This is a genomic window from Actinoplanes ianthinogenes, assembly GCF_018324205.1.
GTDB lineage: Bacteria > Actinomycetota > Actinomycetes > Mycobacteriales > Micromonosporaceae > Actinoplanes > Actinoplanes ianthinogenes.
In genome coordinates this window covers 6,714,705-6,732,678 of sequence record NZ_AP023356.1, presented here as the reverse complement: position 1 = coordinate 6,732,678, position 17,974 = coordinate 6,714,705, and the positions used below count along the sequence as shown (strand labels likewise).

Below are 17,974 nucleotides of genomic sequence, written 5' to 3'. Positions count from 1 at the left end.
CCCCCCACGGTGTGAGGTGCGCTTACGCGCCGCTCGCCGGATCGAGGACCCGATTTCGGTACGGCCGCGGCACCCGTGCCTCGCCACGGCGCGCGACGATGCCCGGGCTACGGACGGGTGCTCCAGGCGTACCGAAATCGGATCTGACCGGAACCACCCGCGGTCAGTGATGACGCCGGCGTGGGGCCGTCGCCAGACGGACCGAGCGGCGCCTGCTCTCCACCGCGACCTCCCGGTGCAGCTTGCGCCAGCTGGCCAGGCGGCGCGGCGGCAGCGTGCCGTCGACGAGCGCGGCCTGCACCGCGCAGCCCGGCTCGGCGTCGTGCCCGCAGTCGTCGAAGCGGCACTGCCCGGCCAGCTCGGCGACGTCGGCGAACGCCCGGTCCAGGCCGGACTCGGTGTCGAGCAGGCCGACACCCCGGATGCCCGGGGTGTCGATCACCGCGCCGCCGCCCGGAAGCGGGACGAGATTCCGGTACGCCGTGGTGTGCCGGCCCTTGCCGTCGGCGTCGCGGATCGCCTGCACCGGCATGACCGCGGTGCCCGCGAGCGCGTTGGCCAGCGTCGACTTGCCGGCCCCGGACCGGCCGAGCAGGGCCAGCGTGCGGCCCGGGGTGACGAACTCGCGAAGCCGGTCGAGGCCCCGGCCGCGTTGCACGCTGACCGGGATGACCGGCACGCCCGGGGCCAGCTCGGCGAGCTGCCGGGCCACCGCCTCCGGCGCCGCGGTGGTGTCGCTCTTGGTGAGCACCAGCAGCGGGTCGGCGCCGGACTCCCAGGCCAGGGCGAGCAGGCGCTCCACCCGGGCGTCGCTGGGCTCGGGGAAGATCGGCTCGACCACCGCGACGGTGTCCATGTTGGCGGCGAGCACCTGCCCGGACGCGTCCTTGCCGGCGGTGCGCCGGATCAGGGTGGTGCGGCGGGGCAGGACCAGTTCGAGAGTGACCCGGCGGTCGGGCCAGGTGCGCAGCACGACCCAGTCGCCGGCACAGGGCAGCAGGGCGGGGTCGCGGGCGGCCTCCAGCAGCGCGTTCCCACCCAGGCCGGCGCGGGTCACGCCGCCGGCGGTGAGGACGGTGCTGATCCCGCGGTCGGCGCGGAGCACCCGGCCGGGGACGGTGTCGGAACGGTCGTAGCGACGGAACGAGGATGCGAAGGTCTCGTCCCAGCCGAGCTGGGACAGGTCGAACGACGACATGGGAACCCTTTACGGTCGAGTAGGGGCGAAGGCCCCCGGGTGAAGGGACGCGAAAACGACGAACGACACGTGCCTCACCTCCTCCGCGGGTTCTTTCCAGCGGCGCGTCTCGGGATCGACCGTACGGTCACGGTCAGCGCGGCGAAAGTGAATTCCGCCGGCCTGTGGACAAGGCCCGGGACGCTAATGTCATTCCCGTGACGATCGACCCGCTGGTCCTGATGACCGACGTGGAGCAGGCCACCGAGACGCTGCTGCGGACCGTCGGGGGTTTCGACGACCCGGTGATCGGTGAGCCGTCCGCGCTGCCCGGCTGGACCGTCGGGCACGTGCTCACCCACCTGGCCCGCAACGCCGACGCCCTGACGAACCTGTTGACCTGGGCGCGGACCGGGGTCGAGACTCCGGCGTACCCGTCCCGCGAGGCCCGGGACGCGGCGATCGAGGCCGGCGCCGGGCGGCCCCTGGCCGAGCAGCTCGCCGACCTCCGGGCCGCGCACGAGCGGTTCGCCGACGCGGCCGCCGCGATGCCGGCCGCCGCCTGGACGTTCTCGTATCCGGCGATGGTCCCGTCCGCGGCCGTGGTGCCGTGGGCCCGGCTGCGCGAGGTCGAGGTGCACCACGTCGACCTGGGCCGCGGCTACACCCCGGCGGAGTGGTCGGACGCGTTCGCGCTGCGGCTGCTCCGCGAGATCGCCGGTGACCTGCCGGCCTCGGCGCCGCCGATGGTGCTGCACCCGGCCGGGGTGGAGCACCCGTTGGTGATCGGCTCGGCGGACGGCCCGGCGATCGGCGGCCCGACCCGCTCGATCGCGGCGTGGCTGGCCGGCCGCGCCGACGGCGCCGACCTGACCGTCTCGCCGGACGGCGAGCTTCCCCAGCCCGTGCAGTGGAAATGAGGTTCGGCATGACCGCGGACTACACCGGCGACGCCCCCGGCACCCGTGATCTCGGCGGCGGCCTGACCCTGACCAAGGTGTCGGTCGGCCCGATGGACAACAACGCGTACCTGCTGAGCGCCGGCGCCGAGCAGCTGCTCATCGACGCCGCGAACGACGCTCCCGCGCTGCTGAAACTGATCGGCGACGCGGGCCTGGCCACGGTGGTGACCACGCACCAGCACCAGGACCACTGGTTCGCGCTGTCCGAGGTGGTCGAGGCGACCGGGGCGGCGTCGCTGGCCCACGCGGCGGACGCCGGCGCGCTGCCGGTGGTGACCCGCACCCTCCAGGACGGCGACACGGTCACGGTGGGCGGGCACTCCCTGGAGGTGATCCACGTGGTGGGGCACACACCGGGGTCGGTGGTGCTGGCGTACCAGGAGCCGGACGGCGGCCGGGTCCACCTGTTCACCGGGGACAGCCTGTTCCCGGGCGGCGTGGGCAACACCCGCGGTGTGAAGGAGAACTTCGAATCCCTGATCAACGACGTGGAGCGCAAACTGTTCGACCGCTTCCCGGACGACACGTGGTTCTACCCGGGCCACGGCAAGGACTCGACGCTGGGCGCCGAGCGCCCCCACCTCGCCGAGTGGCGCGAACGCGGCTGGTGACCCACCGCACGTTCCGTCCGGGGCTTCATTCCGCCCGGCACCGAACACGGCCCCGGGGCTGGTCCTGATGGCCCTATCCGGGCGCGGGATAGGGCCGTGAGCACCAGCCCGACAAATCCGGCTGGACTCCACGGCCCCATCCCAGCCCGGGAAAGGGCCCTGAGCACCAGCCCGACAAAACCGGCTGGACTCCACGGCCCCATCCGAGCCCGGGAAAGGGCCCTGAGCACCAGCCCGACGGGTCCGGCTGGACTCCACGGCCCCATCCGGGCGCGGGATAGGGCCGTGAGCACCAGCCCGGGTCTTGGCTGCGCTCACGGCACCTTGTCCGGCCCGGATGACGGCTCCGGGCGCCGTCCTCGACTGGGCCGGGCGCTGGGCGTACCGAAAACCGGCACCGGCATCGGGCACCCACGAACCGCGACCCGGTCCGCGGGCCGCACACCACCGAAACAGCGGACCGCGGGCGGCGGCCGCAACGGTGACGCACCGCCCCATGGCCTGGCACGCACACCGCGACCAGCGGCGGGCCGCGGGCGACGGCTGCGACGGTGACCGGCGCGGTTAGCCGGAATGGGTCGGCCGAGGCTTCGGGTGGGTGCGCCGAACGGGCGTGAGCGGCGGCGGTATCGTCGATGTCCGGCGGCGGTGGGCGCGCCTACCGTCGGGTGATGATTCTCGCTCACGTGTCGGACAGCCAGGGTGCGATCAGCGCGCTGGTGGTCTTCGGGCTGCCGCTGCTGCTCTGTGTCGGGATCGTCGGCGGCATCTGGTGGGCGATCATCGGGTGGAGCGTGCGGCGCGACGAGCGCAAGGGCCGCTGTGGCGGCTGCGGCGGGCGGGGGAGCATTCCCGGGCCGAACTCCAACTGGGTCCGATGCACGAGCTGTTCCGGGACCGGGAAGTACACGCCCTACAACCTCCGGTGATCCGGGTGGTAGACGTGTAGGCGCCGGATCCGGGCGATTGGCGCGCCCGGATCCGGCGCCTCGGCGAGTTGCCGGGGTCAGCCGCGGCCCTGCTTGGCGTTCGGGTTGACGTGGACACCCTCGGCGAACTGGACGATCTGGTCACGGGTCCAGCCGATGCCGTCCCAGACCTGGATCTCCAGGTTGACCCCGTTGGGCTGCTTGACGAAGAGGGTGACGCCGTCCTTGGCGTCCAGGCGCTTGACGAAGAAGCCGTCCTTGTCGCCGACCTTCACCTTCTCCGGCTTGCCGGGGAGCTCCCCGTGCTCGTCGACGGACTGGAGCATCACCGCGACCTTGTCGACGAAGCTGCTCGGGTCCTTGTCGGCCATGCCGAGCGGGCCGACGGTCAGCGAGCCCTCGGTGACGCCCTGGACCTCCCAGCCGGCCGGGACCTTGTCCACGGTGAACGCGTCCGGCTGCTCGCCCTTGTAGTCGACCAGCTGGAAAGCCGAGCTGGTCGCCGGGGCCTTGGTGCCGGTGGCGCTGGGGACGGTGGCCGGCGAGCCGGCGGTGACGAAGGCGAAGGCCGCGGCGACGGCGGCGATCGCGAAGGTGGAACCGGCGACGGACTGGGTCAGCCGGCGGCGGCGCAGCGCCGAACGGCCTCGGGCCAGGTCGGCGTCGGCCTGAGCGGGAGTGGGTTCGCCGGGCGAGCCGGCGATGTCGGCGAGCTGGTCACGCAAATTGGTCATGATCATGCCTTCTCAGCGATGGGCGGTGGTCAGCGATGGGCCGATGACGGCCCGGAGCCGGTCGAGGGCCCGGGCGGTCTGGCTCTTCACCGTTCCCTCGGAGCAGCCGAGGGCGTCGGCGGTGTCGGCGACGTCGAGGTCGTAGAAGTAACGGAAGACCAGCGCCGCCCGCATCCGGGGTGGCAGCTGCTTCAGGGCCACGCGCAACCCGTCGGCCAGCTCCCCGGGGACCACCGGCTCGGCCGCGGGCTGGTCGGGCACGTCTGCCATCGACTCCTCCCGTCGCCGCCACCAGCGCCGCCGCTCGTCCGTCAATGCGTTGACCAGCACGCGGCGCAGGTATCCGTCCGGATTGTCGGCCCGCTGGAACGCCGGCCAGGCCACGTACAGCTTGGTCAGCGTCGACTGGACCAGATCCTCCGCCAGGTGCGCGTCCCCCGCCGTCAGCAGGGTGGCTGTGCGCACCAGGCCGGATCTCCGGGACACCACGAAGCGGTGGAATTGTTCGTCGCGCTCGCTTCTCACAAGACCTCCTTCGCTCTCACACCTCCCTGACGACTCGCGTCTCGCCCAGGTTGCACGAAGCCGGCCAGCAGTCCGGTGTAGGGCTTGGGCGGGGGTGGAGCGTACTCGTCGCGGCGGGACGTTCGTAGTCCGAGCGTGAGCAGCGACTGGACCAGGAGGGTCCCGGCGGCGACGCCGTCGATGACCGGGACGCCGAGTTCCGCGGAGAGGCCGGCGCAGAGGGCGGCCATGCCGGCGCAGCCCAGGACGATCACGTCGGAGCCGTCGCGGGCCAGGGCCTCGCGGGCCACGGTCGCGACCCGGGGCAGGACGGTGGGGTCGCCGTCCAGGTCCAGGACCGGGATGTCACAGGGCCAGACGCCCTTGCAGGCGCCGGCCGGGGCGTACCGGTGGGCCAGGTCGCGCGCGCGGCCGGTCGTACGGGAAAGGGTTGTCACGACGCTGAAACCGCGACCGAGCAGCGTGGCCGCATGCATCGCGGCCTCGGCGATGCCGACCACCGGCCCGGCGGCGATCTCCCGGGCCGCGTCCAGGCCGGGGTCACCGAAGCAGGCGATCACGTAGCCGTCGGCGCCGTCCCGCTCCCCCGCCGCGACCGCCGCCAGCAGGCCGGGCACCGCCAGAGCCTCGTCGTAGTGGCTCTCGATCGAGGCCGGGCCCATCGCCGGGGTGATCCCTTCGACGACGACGCCCGGGCCGGCGACGGCCCGGGCGCTCGCCTCGATCAGCGCGGTCATCGACGCCGTGGTGTTGGGGTTGATGACGCGGATCAGCATCAGGCTGGCTTTTTGGCGAGACCGAGGTAGATCAGGAAGCCCAGCCCGCAGCCGACGAACCAGCTGTACTGAGCGACCGTGTGCATGTGCGGCCCGCCGGTCCAGAGCACCGGCACCACCGCGACGACCGCGCCGATCGCGGTCGCGGCGATCGCCGGCGGGTGATAGCCCTTCTTGTAGTGGTACTTGCCCGCGGGCGACATGGTGAACATCGCGGCCACGTCCACCCGCTGCTTACGGACCAGGTAGTAGTCGGCGATGAGCACCCCGAACAGCGGGCCGATGAAGGCGCCCAGCGTCTCCAGGGTGTAGTGGATGACGTCCGGGTTGTTGTACAGATTCCACGGGGTGATCAGCACCGAGCCGACCGCGGCGATCATGCCGCCGGCCCGCCAGCTGATCCGTTGCGGACTGACGTTGGAGAAGTCGAAGGCCGGCGAGATGAAGTTGGCCACGATGTTGATGCCGATGGTGGCGATGGTGAAGGTCAGCGCGCCCAGGACGATCGCGAAGGTGCTGTCGATCCGGGACACCGTCGCGACCGGGTCGGTGATCAGCTCGCCGAAGACCGGGATGGTCAGCGACGATGTGACCACGGTCAGGATGCTGAACATCAGGAAGTTGACCGGCAGCCCCAGGAAGTTGCCGATCTTCACCGCCCGGAAGCTCTTGCCGTATCGCGAGAAGTCACCGAAGTTCAGCATCGGCCCCGAGAAGTACGACACGACCAGGGCGATCGCGCCCAGCATGACCGGGACGGCCGCCAGTCCGGTGTACTTCACCTCACCGAGACTGAGGTTGATCGCGCTCCACCCGGCCTTGTAGATCAGGTAGCCGGTCAGCGCGAACATCACCACGTAGACGGCCGGGCCGCAGAAGTCGATGAACTTGCGGATCGCCTCCATGCCGGTCCAGAACACCGCCGCCTGCAACACCCAGAGCAGCGCGTAGGTGCACCAGCCGAGGAGCGGAAGACCCAGGAAGCCGTGCTGGTCGACGTCCGCCCACGGGGCCAGGTCCGGCCAGATCTTGAGGACGACGACGTCCAGCGCCGCCGAGGCCAGGTAGGTCTGGATGCCGTACCAGGCGACCGCGATCGAGCCGCGGATGATGGCCGGGACGTTCGCCCCGAGCACCCCGAACGCGGCCCGGTTGATCACCGGGTAGGGCACCCCGGTCACCTGGCTGGGCTTGGCCACCAGATTGCAGAAGAAGTAGACGATCGTGATGCCGACGACCAGCGAGACCAGCACCTGCCAGCTCGACAGGCCGAGCGCGAACAGGGAGCCAGCGGTGACGTACCCGCCGACACTGTGCACGTCGGACATCCAGAAAGCGAAGATGTTGTAGGAGCCCCACGTCTGCTTCCGCAGCGGCGCGAGGTCCTGGTTCGTCAGGCGGGGGTCGTATTCAGGTTTGATGACGCCGCTGCCGACCGGCATGCCGGCGGCCTCGACCAGGTCCTCGTGCTGTGCTCCGGGAATGGTGTCAGCCATGCGAACAAGCTAGGAACCAGGTGTTTCGCAGCGATGAGCGGAAATGTATATCTTCAACGCGTCACGGTCACCTCATGACCGCGGGCCCGCCGAGATCGCCGGACGCGCCGATCGCGGCGAGCCTCGACGAGCCGCGGTCCAGGAAGTCCGCGATCAGCGGCGCGATCTCCGGCAGGTGATCCTCCAGCGCGAAGTGCCCGGTGTCGAAGACGTGCACCTCGGCCTCGGGCAGATCCCGCCGATACGCCCAAGCCCCCGCCTCCGGGAAGAACGCGTCGTTACGCCCCCACAAGATCAGCGCGGGCGGCCGCCGCTCGGCCAGCCACCGCTGCCACACCGGGTACTGCGCGACGTTCGAGTGGTAGTCCAGCGCCAGCGCCACCTGCGCGTCCTTGCGCCCGGGCTGGTCGAGGAAGTGCTGGTCCAGGGTCCATCCATCCGGCGCGACGAAGGCCGGGTCGGCGACGCCACCCTCGTACTGCCCCCGGGTCACCGGGAGCACCAGGATCTCCCGCGCCTGCTCCGCGGTCCCGGCGATCATGCCCCGGGCCAGGTCCGACAGCCCCTCCTGGTAGCTGTTGGCGTTCTGCGCGATCAGCCCGGCGACCGCTCCCGGCCGCCGGGTGGCCAGCCGCAGCCCGACCGGCCCGCCGAAGTCGAAGAGATAGAGGAAGAAGCGCTCCAGCCCGATCGCGTCGACGAAGCCCTCGACCACGTCGGCGAGACGCTCGAACGAGTAGGTGAAGTCGTCCGGCGCCCGGGTGTGCCCGAAGCCGGGACAGTCCGGCGCGATCAGCCGATACCGGGTACCGAGCACGTCGAACAGCCGCCGGAACTGGTGCGACGCGGACGGGAAACCGTGCAGCAGGAGCAGCACGGGCGCATCGGCGGGCCCGGTCTCGCGATAGAACACCTGCACGCCGTCCACCTCGGCGAACCGGTGCGCGATCCGGGCAACCTCGATCGAACTCATGGAGCCACTCCTAACAGGAATCGCTTTGCATTAGCATCGGCAGCCTGACAGGAGGACACCACTAATGCAAGACGATTCTCGTTTACAGGGCACGCGACGGCCCGGCGGGCGGACGGCACGCACCCGGGCCGCGGTCTTCGAGGCGGCCATGGCCGAGCTCGCGGAGAACGGGTACGCCGGCACCCGGATCGAGGCCGTCGCCACCCGGGCCGGCGTCGCGCTCTCCACGGTGTACCGGCGCTGGGGCAACCTCGACGGGCTGATCCAGGACCTGGTCGACGAGATCACCGTGGAGCTGCCCATCCCGGACACCGGCACGCTGGAGGGCGACCTCACCGAGGTGGCGCGGATCATCGTCGGGCTGCATCGGCACCCGGTCCACCGCCCCTGGCTGGACGCGCTGATCATGACGGCGGTGCGCGACCCCGCCTCCCGCCACACCCTCACCGAGACCATCCGGGTCCGGATCAAGCGGGCCGCCACGGTGGTGGATCGGGCCGTGGAGCGCGCCGAGATCCCCGCCGGCACCTGCGCCGACGAGGCCGTCCGGATGCTCGCCGCGCCGTTCTACTACCGCATCTACATCAGCGGCGAGCCGATCGAGGAGGACCTGCCGGAGCGCACCGCGGCCCGGGTGCTGGCGGCGATCCGGGCCGGCACGGTGCGGTCAGGCGGATAGCGTCTGGTCGTCGCCGCCTTGTGTCCGCCGGCTTCCCGGCGCTGTCGATTCGCTTTCCGGCGCCGGCGATGCGGTCGTCGAGGTCACTTCCGTTTTCGGTACGACCGGAGCCGCCCCGCCACCTCCGAGGACCACTCCGGTGCCGGTCGTGCCGGAGTCCCCGGCCGTGCCCGGTGTGAGATCAGTCTCCCTCGGCGAAAAGTCCGGTGTGCTGCGGCAATGCGGAGATGAACCCCTGCAGACGGTGATGATGGTCGGCGCACACCCGCGCGAGCGCGTCGGCGTCGCGGCGCAGGAACGCGGCGAGCATCCCGGCGTGATCGGCGTGCAGCAGCTCCCGCTCCGCGGCGCGCAGCTGGGACATCGGGCGCAGCGGCTCGGTCATGTTCCACGCCGCCTCCAGCATGTGCAGCAGGCGGCGCATCCGGCACGGGCTGATCAGGGCGAGATGGAACCGGCGACTCTCCCGGTGGTACGCCGTACCCTTGTCGTCGGCCTCGATCGCCGCGTCCAGCGCCCGCAGCGCGGACCGTGCCTGCCGGTCGTCCTCCTCGGTGGCCTGGGCCACCGCCGCGCGCAGCGCCGCCGACTCGAGCGCCTCCCGGACCAGGTAGATCTCGCCGAACTCACGGGCCGTCATCATCGCCACCCGGTAGCCGCCGTTCGTCCGATGATCCACCAGCCCCTCGCCGATCAGGGTCATCAGCGCCTCCCGGACCGGGATGCGGCTCACCCCGAAGGCCGCCGCGACCGCGTCCACCGGAATCGCCGAGCCGGGCGGCACCTGACCGTGCAGGATGATCACCCGCAACTCGTCCACGATCGCGCTCGGCGTGCTGCCGGCCGGCCGGTCGGCCAGGCGGGCCAGCAGCGCGGAACGACGTCGCGGAGCGGACATGTGCGGAGTCTAGGGCTTCCCCGGCGGATCACGGCCCGCCGAACGGTGCGCCACCCGATCCACCCGGCTGCTCCGGCGGGCTGCCGCGCCGACGACGCCGGCCCCATGACACCGGCCCGTGCGATCGGGGCCGGCCACCGCGGATCCCGGTCCCCGGCAGGTTTCCCACGTAGGCTGGCGGAAGCCACGGACGATGTGGAGGCCGCCCATGACCATGCGACACGATCCGTCCCGGTGGGGCTTCCCGGTGCAGCCGCCGCTCCCGCCGGAGCCCGGTCCCGCGTTCCCCGGGTGGCTTGAGGAGCGGCTCTTCGACCAGCGCATCGTGATGATCCGCGGCCAGCTCACCAGCGAGGTGGCGACCGGCATCTCGGCCGCCCTGCTCACCCTGGACGCGGCCGGTCAGGCGCCGATCCAGCTGCACGTGGCCTGCCCGGGCGGCGAGCTGAGCGCCGCGCTCGCCGTGGTCGACGTGATCGACGCGCTGGTGTCGCCGGTGCACGCGCTGGTCACCGCGGAGGCGGGCGGGGCGGCGCTGGCCGTGCTGGCCGCCGCGGACCGCCGGGCGGGTTACCGGCACGCCCGGTTCAAGCTGGCCGAGCCGCGGGCCGCCGGGGTGAACGGGACCGCCGACGAGGTGGCCGCCGCGGCCGGGCAGCACCTGCGGGAGCTGGAGGAGGTCGTGGTCCGGCTGGCCGAGGTGACCGGGCGGCCGCGCAGCCGGGTGGAGGACGACCTGTCCGCGGGGCGGAGCCTGAACGCCGCGGAGGCGCTGGAGTACGGACTGCTCGACGAGGTGATCTCGCCGAAGGCGCGCTGATGGCGTACCGGAAACGCCGTGGTCGCGCCCACAGCGGACCGGAAACCGGCGGGGCGGGCGCGACGAAAAACGGCCCCGGACCGAAGTCCGGGGCCGTTCTCAGATCTTGACGATCAGGAGGCGACCTTGACGCCCATCGAACGCGCGGTGCCGCTCACGATCTGAATCGCGGCGTCCATGTCGTTCGCGTTGAGGTCGGGCAGCTTGCGCTCCGCGATCTCCTTGACCTGCTGGGCGCTGAGCGTGCCCACGGTCTGGGTCAGCGGGTTCGACGCGCCCGACTGGATCCCCAGAGCCTTGCGGATCAGGAAGCTGGTCGGCGGGGTCTTGTAGGCCAGCGTGTGGCTACGGTCCTCGTAGACCGACACGATGACCGGGATGATCTCGCCCCGGTTCTTCGCGGTGGCCTCGTCGTACTCGACCTTGACGGCGCGCATGTTGGCGCCGGTCGGACCGAGCATCTTACCGAGGTCGACCATCGCGGCGTTACCCGCCTCAAGCGCGAGGGTTACCTCATGGGTCTTCTTCTTGGGAGGCATCGGGTAAGGCTCCTTAGGGTGAGCTGCGGGCCGAGAAAAAACGCAGCTCGCCAGCATCAACGACACACGACAACCCCGAGACCTTACTACCGCTGTGACGAGAGGGTCAAAACGGCTGGGTAAGCGGGGTCTCGGGTCCGCTGACCAGTGTAGCTCGCGGTCCCGGCAGCCCCGGGACCACCCCGGATCAGTAGGTGTCGCAGAAGCAGTCCGCCATCAGCGAGCGCACCGAGTCGACGTACCCCGGGTTCGGCAGCTTCTTGGTCTTCGCGTTCGCCAGCACGTCACCGGGGCCGAACTGGTACGCCGAGATCACCAGGTTCAGCAGGCACCACGAGCTGTGTGTCTTGCACTTGCGCGGACTGAGGTCGAAGACCTTGTCCTCGTTGAACGCCTTCTGCGACATGTAGCGGGTCAGCCAGGCGAGATAGTTCGCCCCGGCGGTCGCGTTCTGCTGGTAACCCGACACGTCGTAACTCAGCCCGAACCGGTCGTTGATCATGCTGACCGTGTCCGGCATCAGCTGCATCAGGCCCTGCCCGCCGTCACAGTTGAAGACGTTGGTCTGCCAGCCGCTCTCGTGCCAGGCGATCGCCTTGACCAGCGGATAGTTCAGCTTGAGCTGGGGCGCCTCGTGCGTCCAGTAGGTCTTGCCGGCCGCCGCCTTCAGCGCCGCCTTCACCTTGGTCTTGGAGACCGCGGTGCCCTTCTTGGTGGAGCACGCCGACACCTCGAAGTTGTTCACCGGGCCGGTCGGCGTCGGCGACGACGTGGTCTTCTTCGGCTTGCTGCTGGTCTTCGACGGTTTCGGCGCGGGCGCCGTGGTCGTCTCCTCCGGCTCCGGGGTGGGCGACTCCTCCGGGACCGGCGACTCGGACGTCACCGCCACCGTCGGCGCCGAGCCCGACGCCTTGTCGTCCTTACCGCCGAACCCGCAGCCCGCGGCCACCACCAGCACCGCCACCGCGGCGAACAACCGCACCTTCATCGACGTATTCCTCCCCGTGGGTATATCGATGAAGACGCTAACAGCGGTGATCGCCTTGCACGGACCCGTGAACTTTGTTCAAAAAATCTTGTGGGCTCGGCAACATGACCCCGTGTCACGAACGGCAACCTGAACCGGGGACAATGGGCCTCATGCAGACCCGCACCGACCTCCGTAATGTCGCCATCATCGCTCACGTCGACCATGGCAAAACCACCCTGGTCGACGCCATGCTCCGACAGGGCGGTCAGTCCCACGCACGTGGAGAGATGGCCGAGCGCGCCATGGACTCCATGGACCTGGAGCGGGAAAAGGGCATCACCATTCTCGCCAAGAACACCGCGATCAGCTACCAGCCGGCCGAGGGCGAGCCGGTCGTCATCAACATCATCGACACCCCGGGCCACGCCGACTTCGGTGGCGAGGTGGAGCGCGGCCTGACCATGGTCGACGGCGTGGTGCTGCTGGTCGACGCGTCCGAGGGCCCGCTGCCGCAGACCCGCTTCGTGCTCCGCAAGGCGCTCCAGGCCAAGCTCCCGATCATCCTGGTGATCAACAAGGTGGACCGGCCGGACGCCCGGATCAAGGAGGTCGTGGACGACACGTACGCGCTCTTCTTCGACCTGGACGCGGACGAGGACCAGATCGAGTTCCCGATCATCTACGCGTGCGCCCGCGACGGCATCGCCTCGCTGAACCAGCCGGCCGACGGCGCCGTCCCGCAGGACAGCGCCGACCTGGAGCCGCTGTTCTCCACGATCCTGAACACCATCCCGGCCCCGACCTACACCGAGGGCGCGCCGCTCCAGGCGCACGTCGTCAACCTGGACGCCTCGCCGTTCCTCGGCCGTCTCGCGCTGTGCCGGGTGCACGAGGGCACCATCCGCAAGGGCCAGACCGTCGCCTGGTGCAAGACCGACGGCACGATCAGCAATGTGCGGATCTCCGAGCTGCTGATCACCGAGGGCCTGGAGCGCAAGCCGGCCGAGAGCGCCGGCCCGGGCGACATCATGGCCGTCGCCGGCATCCCGGAGATCATGATCGGCGAGACCCTGGCCGACGCGGAGAACCCGAAGCCGCTGCCGCTGATCACCGTCGACGAGCCGGCCATCTCGATGGTCATCGGCACCAACACCTCGCCGCTGGTCGGCAAGGTCAAGGGCGCCAAGGTCACGGCGCGCATGGTCAAGGACCGCCTGGACAAGGAGCTGATCGGTAACGTCTCGCTCCGCGTCCTGCCGACCGAGCGCCCGGACGCCTGGGAGGTGCAGGGCCGTGGCGAGCTGGCGCTCGCCATCCTGGTCGAGCAGATGCGCCGCGAGTCCTACGAGCTGACCGTCGGCAAGCCGCAGGTCGTCACCAAGGTCATCGACGGCAAGGTGCACGAGCCGGTCGAGCGCTTGACCATCGACGCCCCGGACGAGTACATGGGCGCCATCACCTCGCTGCTGGCCAGCCGCAAGGGCCGGATGGAGCAGCTGACCAACCACGGCACCGGCTGGCTCCGGATGGAGTGGCTGGTCCCGGCGCGTGGCCTGATCGGTTTCCGGACCGAGTTCCTCACCGAGACCCGCGGCACCGGCATCATGCACCACCTGTACGAGGACCACGAGCCGTGGTTCGGCGACCTCCGCACCCGGCAGAACGGGTCGCTGGTGGCCGACCGGGCCGGCGCGGTCACCCCGTTTGCGATGATCAACATCCAGGAGCGCGGCCAGCTCTTCGTCGAGCCGACCACCGAGGTCTACGAGGGCATGATCGTGGGTGAGAACTCCCGTGAGGACGACATGGACGTCAACATCACCAAGGAGAAGAAGCTCACCAACATGCGTGCCGCGAGCGCGGACAACACCGAGAAGGTGATCCCGCCCCGCAAGCTCTCCCTCGAGCAGTCCCTCGAGTTCTGCCGGGAGGACGAGTGCGTCGAGGTCACCCCGTCCGCGATCCGCATCCGCAAGGTCGTTCTGGACCAGACCGCTCGGGGCCGGGCCGCCGCCCGCCGCAAGCACCAGCAGTAATCCACGCCCGGTTCACCCCGGGTCACCGAGACGCCCCCGCCTTCCCGGCGGGGGCGTTTCCCGTTCCGGTCCGCTTCCCCGGCCCGGCCGCCGCATCCCCGGATCGCTTCGCCTTTCCGGTACGCCCACAGCCCCGCCCAGCCCCGTCACCCCACTCCGTCGGCAAGCGCGAGACCCCGCCCTATCCCTGGGCGCGAGACCCCGCCCTATCCCTGGGGGAGCCCCCGCTGATCAGTGTGGCGGGGGCGGGCGAGATCACGTGGCCGGCCTGTGGACGACCCGCTGGTGTGGACGACGGCGCCGATCGACGGAACCCGTGATAGCGAAGAGCCCGGGCAGCGGACGCCGCCCGGGCTCAGGTGCTTACTTCGTACCGTAAAGATCAGTGACCGGCGGTGACTAGTTCCCTTTTCCGGTCCCGGGAGGATTTGGCCAGGCTGGCGACCGTGGCGACGCCGAGCGTGCCGAGGATGACCAGCAGCGACAGCCAGATCGGGATCTCCGGGGCCCAGTGCAGGCCCTCGCCACCGTTGAGGAACGGCAGGCTGTTGGTGTGCAGGGCCTCGAGGAAGAGTTTGACGCCGATGAAGGCGAGCACCACGGCGAGGCCGATGTTCAGGTAGACCAGGCGCTCCAGCAGGCCGCCGAGTAGGAAGAAGAGCTGACGCAGGCCCATCAGCGCGAACACGTTCGCGGTGAAGACGAGGTACGGCTCCTTGGTGATCCCGAAGATCGCGGGGATCGAGTCGAGCGCGAAGATCAGGTCGGTGGTGCCGATCGCGATCATCACGATGAGCATCGGGGTGAACAGGCGCTTGCCGGCCGAGGTGACCACCCGGAACTGCCCGTCGCCGAACGACGAGGAGAGCGGCAGCGCTCGTTTCGCCCAGCGGATCAGCACGTTCTCCTTGAAGTCCTCCTCGTCGTTCTCGCCGCCCTTCACCAGCGTCACGGCCGTGTAGACCAGGAACGCCCCGAAGATGTAGAACACCCAGGAGAACTGCGAGATCAGCGCCGCGCCGGCGGCGATGAACGCGCCCCGCATGACCAGCGCGAGCACGATGCCGATCAGCAACACCTTCTGCTGGAATCGGCGCGGCACCGCGAACCGGCCCATGATGATCACGAAGACGAACAGGTTGTCGACGCTCAACGAATACTCAGTGAGCCAGCCGGTGTAGAACTCCCCGGCCGCCCGTCCGCCGCTGACCGCCCAGACGCCGACCCCGAAGAGCAGCGCGAGCGCGACGTAGAAGGCGACCCAGCCGCCGGCCTCTTTCATGGTCGGCTCGTGCGGCCGGCGCCCGATGATCAACAGATCCACGGCAAGCACGGCCACCAGCGCCACCAGCGTGGCGAGCCAAACCCAGGTTGAAACGTTCAATGCGAACCTCCGGCAGACACGTGTCGTCGCTGCGCCCTCTCCGGAAGATCAAGAAAGCCCAGCGACGTGCGACTGTCGGAGGTCTCTTCCGCCGCGAAGCTTCGTCGCGACCCCCGGCCCCGGGTCCCCCCGCTGGTCACCCAGGCGAGCGTTCCGTGTTGACGAGACCGGGGCGGGGGAATACTCCCCTCCCACCCCACCATTGTTGCGCATCCGGACCCCGATCGACGAACCGGGAGCCAAAGAGTGGGCGGACTCGCTCCTCAAACCACCCAGCAAGGCAATTTCCCGTACGTAACCCAGGCGCCATCTTGCCTTAACTATCGTTCAACCGGCCGTGAGGTCGGGAACATGGCCCCCACCAGCCACTTCTTCCCCTCCGGCACCAGCGCTCAACGATCTTCATCCGCGGATACCGCTCCGGGGTCGCAACGACCGGCCGAGGCTTCACCCGTTTCACCCCAGCCGCCGCCGGCCGTACCCGTCGCGGCCTCTCCGGACCGCTGCGGTTTCGCCGCTGCGGGCGGCCGGTTCGCGCAGGTGAGAGGCTGTCATGATCATTTCGGGGCTCCTCGTAGGGTCGCCATCTGGTGCGTATGGGACGCTTGCGGGCATGATCCTCGAAGTCATGCTTATCGACGTCCTCCCCGGTCGGGAGGCCGATTTCGTCGCCGCCTACCGACTCGGCCGTCCGCTGATCGCGGGCGCCGAGGGTTGCCGGGGGCTGGCAATCAAGCATCGCGTCGAGTCAGCCACCCGCTTCCTGCTCCTGGTCGAGTGGGATTCCATGGACGCCCACGAGCACCATTTCCGCCGCACGGAACGCTTCGCCCAGTGGCGCGCCCTGATCTCCGCCACCCTGGCCCAGCCCCCGGTCTCCGAGTACTTCACGGAACTACCGGCCATCGCCAACCAGCCCGACCCCGACCACGACTTCTTCGCCGGCTGACCCCGCCAGGGCCGGCCGGGTCAGCGGCCGTCGAAGGCGGTCCGGGCCTCTTCCACCTCGGTCATGTGCCGCTGACCCCAGTCACGGATCGCCATCAGTGGTTCGAGCAGCGAAGAGCCGAGCCCGGTGAGCCGATAAGCGACCCCGGGCGGCGTTCCGGGCAGCACCTCGCGGGCCACCAGCCCGTCCCGCTCCAGGCTGCGCAGGGTCTGGGTGAGCATCTTCTCGCTGATGCCGTCGGCCGCCGCCCGCAACTGACCGAACCGCCGCTCCCCGCCGGACAGCGCCTCCAGCAGCACGATCGTCCACCGGTCCGCCAGCCGGGCCACGGTCTGCCGGGTCGGGCAGGTCGTCGGACAGTTCCGTCCCGCCCCGACCGGAAGCAACGTACCGGGACGCGGTCTGCTCGCCATGCCGCCACCGTAGCGCCCGCCTCCGGAACCCACCCGCGGGCGCGGTCCCGCACTTACAAGTGCGTTCTTGCCGACACCCGGCCGCGCCCGCCACGGTGGTGCCATGCGGCTCGGACAGACGACGATCACTTTTGTGCCGGACACGGAGATCAGTGGCAAGCCCGGTGACTTCTCCCGGACAGCGACTGGTCAGCGCACACCCATCTGCTGAACGACGCCGGCCACGCGGTCGCCAACGTCGGCTCGTTCCTGATCCACTCCCCGGCCGGGGTGATCCTCATCGACCTCGGTCTCGGGCCCGGCGGCATGCTGCTGGACAACCTCGCCGCCGACGGCGTGACGCCCGCGGACGTCGACCTGGTCGTCCTCACCCACCTGCACCGGGACCACGTCGGCTGGGCCGGCGCCTTCCCCCGCGCCCGTTACCTGGTCGATCGCCGGGAGTGGGAGCACTGGTGCGCCCACCCGGGCGGAGTCGGCCCGGACCCGGACCGGGTGCTGCCCGCGATCGCCCGCCGGCTCGGCCATCTGGACCAGCTTCCACCCGGCATCCAGGCCGTGCCCACCCCGGGGCACACGCCCGGCCACACCTGCCTGCTCGTCACCGACCCGGACGTCGAGGAACGAGTCCTGGTTCTCGGCGACTTGCTGCACACCCGCGCCCAGTTCGCCGAACCGCACTGGCGGTTCCGCTCCGACGTCGACCCGGAGCAGGCCCGCCGGCACCGCACCGACGTGCTCGACCGATTCCGAGACGGCCGCACCGTCCTGGCCGGCGGCCACTTCACCGGCACCGCCTTCGGCGAACTGCCGCAACAAAGGCAACACCCACAAACCAGCCACCCGGACTAGCGCCCCCACCGGCGCCGGACCAACGTCAGACCCACCGGACCACCGCGCCCAAAGCCAACCCGAGACCGACCGGACCACCCGGCCTAAAGCCAACCCGAGACCGACCGACCACCGCGCCCTGAAGCCGACCGGATCACCGCGCCTGGGGCCAACCCGAGACCGGCCCGCCCGCCTGACCCAAAAGCGGCCCAGGACCGACCCGGCCACCCCAACGCCAAGACCAACCGGACCACCGCGCCCCAAGGCCAACC

Annotated in this window: 19 protein-coding genes; 8 read left to right on the top strand and 11 right to left on the bottom strand. The window is 70.4% G+C overall.

The features are described 5' to 3' along the window. Positions 1-163: 163 nt before the first annotated feature. Complete coding sequence (gene rsgA / locus Aiant_RS30670; RefSeq protein ID WP_189335815.1) at positions 164-1,198, bottom strand: ribosome small subunit-dependent GTPase A; 1,035 nt, start codon at positions 1,196-1,198, stop codon at positions 164-166. Positions 1,199-1,395: 197 nt separating this feature from the next. Between rsgA and Aiant_RS30665 the strand changes: the two genes are divergently transcribed. The 3 genes from Aiant_RS30665 (at position 1,396) to Aiant_RS30655 (ending at position 3,679) form a co-directional block, all read left to right on the top strand. Then, positions 1,396-2,097, top strand: a complete 702-nt coding sequence (locus Aiant_RS30665; RefSeq protein WP_189335814.1) for a maleylpyruvate isomerase family mycothiol-dependent enzyme — start codon at positions 1,396-1,398, stop codon at positions 2,095-2,097. An 8-nt stretch (positions 2,098-2,105) separates the two neighbouring features. Next, positions 2,106-2,750, top strand: a complete 645-nt coding sequence (locus tag Aiant_RS30660; protein ID WP_189335813.1) for an MBL fold metallo-hydrolase — start codon at positions 2,106-2,108, stop codon at positions 2,748-2,750. A 671-nt stretch (positions 2,751-3,421) separates the two neighbouring features. Further along, positions 3,422-3,679: a hypothetical protein gene (locus tag Aiant_RS30655; RefSeq protein ID WP_189335812.1), complete on the top strand. Its 258-nt coding sequence runs from the start codon at positions 3,422-3,424 to the stop codon at positions 3,677-3,679. A gap of 77 nt (positions 3,680-3,756) precedes the next feature. Here Aiant_RS30655 and Aiant_RS30650 read toward each other — a convergent pair whose 3' ends face one another. From Aiant_RS30650 to Aiant_RS30630, 5 genes are all read right to left on the bottom strand, one after another. After that, positions 3,757-4,413 (bottom strand): hypothetical protein, encoded by a 657-nt coding sequence (locus Aiant_RS30650; protein WP_189335811.1) that lies wholly within the window; start codon positions 4,411-4,413, stop codon positions 3,757-3,759. A 12-nt stretch (positions 4,414-4,425) separates the two neighbouring features. Then, complete coding sequence (locus tag Aiant_RS30645; protein WP_189335810.1) at positions 4,426-4,938, bottom strand: SigE family RNA polymerase sigma factor; 513 nt, start codon at positions 4,936-4,938, stop codon at positions 4,426-4,428. Further along, on the bottom strand, positions 4,935-5,714 hold the full coding sequence (locus Aiant_RS30640) for an aspartate/glutamate racemase family protein (RefSeq protein WP_189335809.1): 780 nt from the start codon (positions 5,712-5,714) through the stop codon (positions 4,935-4,937). Before Aiant_RS30640 ends, Aiant_RS30645 begins: the two co-directional genes overlap by 4 nt. Next, a complete protein-coding gene (locus tag Aiant_RS30635) occupies positions 5,714-7,210 on the bottom strand; it encodes an NCS1 family nucleobase:cation symporter-1 (RefSeq protein ID WP_189335808.1) in 1,497 nt (498 codons plus the stop codon). Before Aiant_RS30635 ends, Aiant_RS30640 begins: the two co-directional genes overlap by 1 nt. 67 nt (positions 7,211-7,277) lie before the next feature. Beyond that, complete coding sequence (locus Aiant_RS30630; protein ID WP_189335807.1) at positions 7,278-8,183, bottom strand: alpha/beta fold hydrolase; 906 nt, start codon at positions 8,181-8,183, stop codon at positions 7,278-7,280. 64 nt (positions 8,184-8,247) lie between these two features. Here Aiant_RS30630 and Aiant_RS30625 point away from each other — a divergent pair, with 64 nt between their 5' ends. Beyond that, a complete protein-coding gene (locus Aiant_RS30625) occupies positions 8,248-8,862 on the top strand; it encodes a TetR/AcrR family transcriptional regulator (RefSeq protein ID WP_189335806.1) in 615 nt (204 codons plus the stop codon). Between the two features lie 181 nt (positions 8,863-9,043). Here Aiant_RS30625 and Aiant_RS30620 read toward each other — a convergent pair whose 3' ends face one another. Next, entirely contained in the window at positions 9,044-9,760 is a 717-nt protein-coding gene (locus Aiant_RS30620; RefSeq protein WP_189335805.1) for a GntR family transcriptional regulator, read from the bottom strand. A 208-nt stretch (positions 9,761-9,968) separates the two neighbouring features. Between Aiant_RS30620 and Aiant_RS30615 the strand changes: the two genes are divergently transcribed. Next, positions 9,969-10,580 (top strand): ATP-dependent Clp protease proteolytic subunit, encoded by a 612-nt coding sequence (locus Aiant_RS30615; RefSeq protein WP_189335804.1) that lies wholly within the window; start codon positions 9,969-9,971, stop codon positions 10,578-10,580. 113 nt (positions 10,581-10,693) lie between these two features. On the opposite strand, the gene Aiant_RS30610 is transcribed toward Aiant_RS30615, so the two are convergent. Together Aiant_RS30610 and Aiant_RS30605 are read right to left on the bottom strand one after the other, a co-directional pair. Further along, positions 10,694-11,119, bottom strand: coding sequence for an uL11 family ribosomal protein (locus Aiant_RS30610; RefSeq protein ID WP_185040379.1), 426 nt, complete (start codon positions 11,117-11,119; stop codon positions 10,694-10,696). A 187-nt stretch (positions 11,120-11,306) separates the two neighbouring features. Continuing rightward, positions 11,307-12,107, bottom strand: coding sequence for a transglycosylase SLT domain-containing protein (locus Aiant_RS30605; protein WP_189335803.1), 801 nt, complete (start codon positions 12,105-12,107; stop codon positions 11,307-11,309). A 152-nt stretch (positions 12,108-12,259) separates the two neighbouring features. Between Aiant_RS30605 and typA the strand changes: the two genes are divergently transcribed. Further along, positions 12,260-14,125 (top strand): translational GTPase TypA, encoded by a 1,866-nt coding sequence (typA, locus tag Aiant_RS30600; RefSeq protein WP_189335802.1) that lies wholly within the window; start codon positions 12,260-12,262, stop codon positions 14,123-14,125. A 382-nt stretch (positions 14,126-14,507) separates the two neighbouring features. On the opposite strand, the gene Aiant_RS30595 is transcribed toward typA, so the two are convergent. Then, positions 14,508-15,509 carry a TerC family protein gene (locus Aiant_RS30595; protein WP_189335801.1) on the bottom strand — a complete coding sequence of 334 codons (1,002 nt, stop codon included), beginning with the start codon at positions 15,507-15,509 and terminating at the stop codon, positions 14,508-14,510. 613 nt (positions 15,510-16,122) lie between these two features. Between Aiant_RS30595 and Aiant_RS30590 the strand changes: the two genes are divergently transcribed. Continuing rightward, a complete protein-coding gene (locus tag Aiant_RS30590) occupies positions 16,123-16,458 on the top strand; it encodes an antibiotic biosynthesis monooxygenase family protein (protein ID WP_189335800.1) in 336 nt (111 codons plus the stop codon). A 20-nt stretch (positions 16,459-16,478) separates the two neighbouring features. On the opposite strand, the gene Aiant_RS30585 is transcribed toward Aiant_RS30590, so the two are convergent. After that, the gene (locus Aiant_RS30585; protein WP_189335799.1) at positions 16,479-16,871 is read right to left on the bottom strand and encodes a winged helix-turn-helix transcriptional regulator; all 393 of its coding nucleotides are present in this window, start codon (positions 16,869-16,871) and stop codon (positions 16,479-16,481) included. Between the two features lie 270 nt (positions 16,872-17,141). On the opposite strand from Aiant_RS30585, the gene Aiant_RS30580 reads away from it, so the two are divergent. Continuing rightward, the gene (locus Aiant_RS30580) at positions 17,142-17,723 is read left to right on the top strand and encodes an MBL fold metallo-hydrolase (protein ID WP_189335798.1); all 582 of its coding nucleotides are present in this window, start codon (positions 17,142-17,144) and stop codon (positions 17,721-17,723) included. The last annotated feature ends 251 nt before the right edge of the window (positions 17,724-17,974 follow it).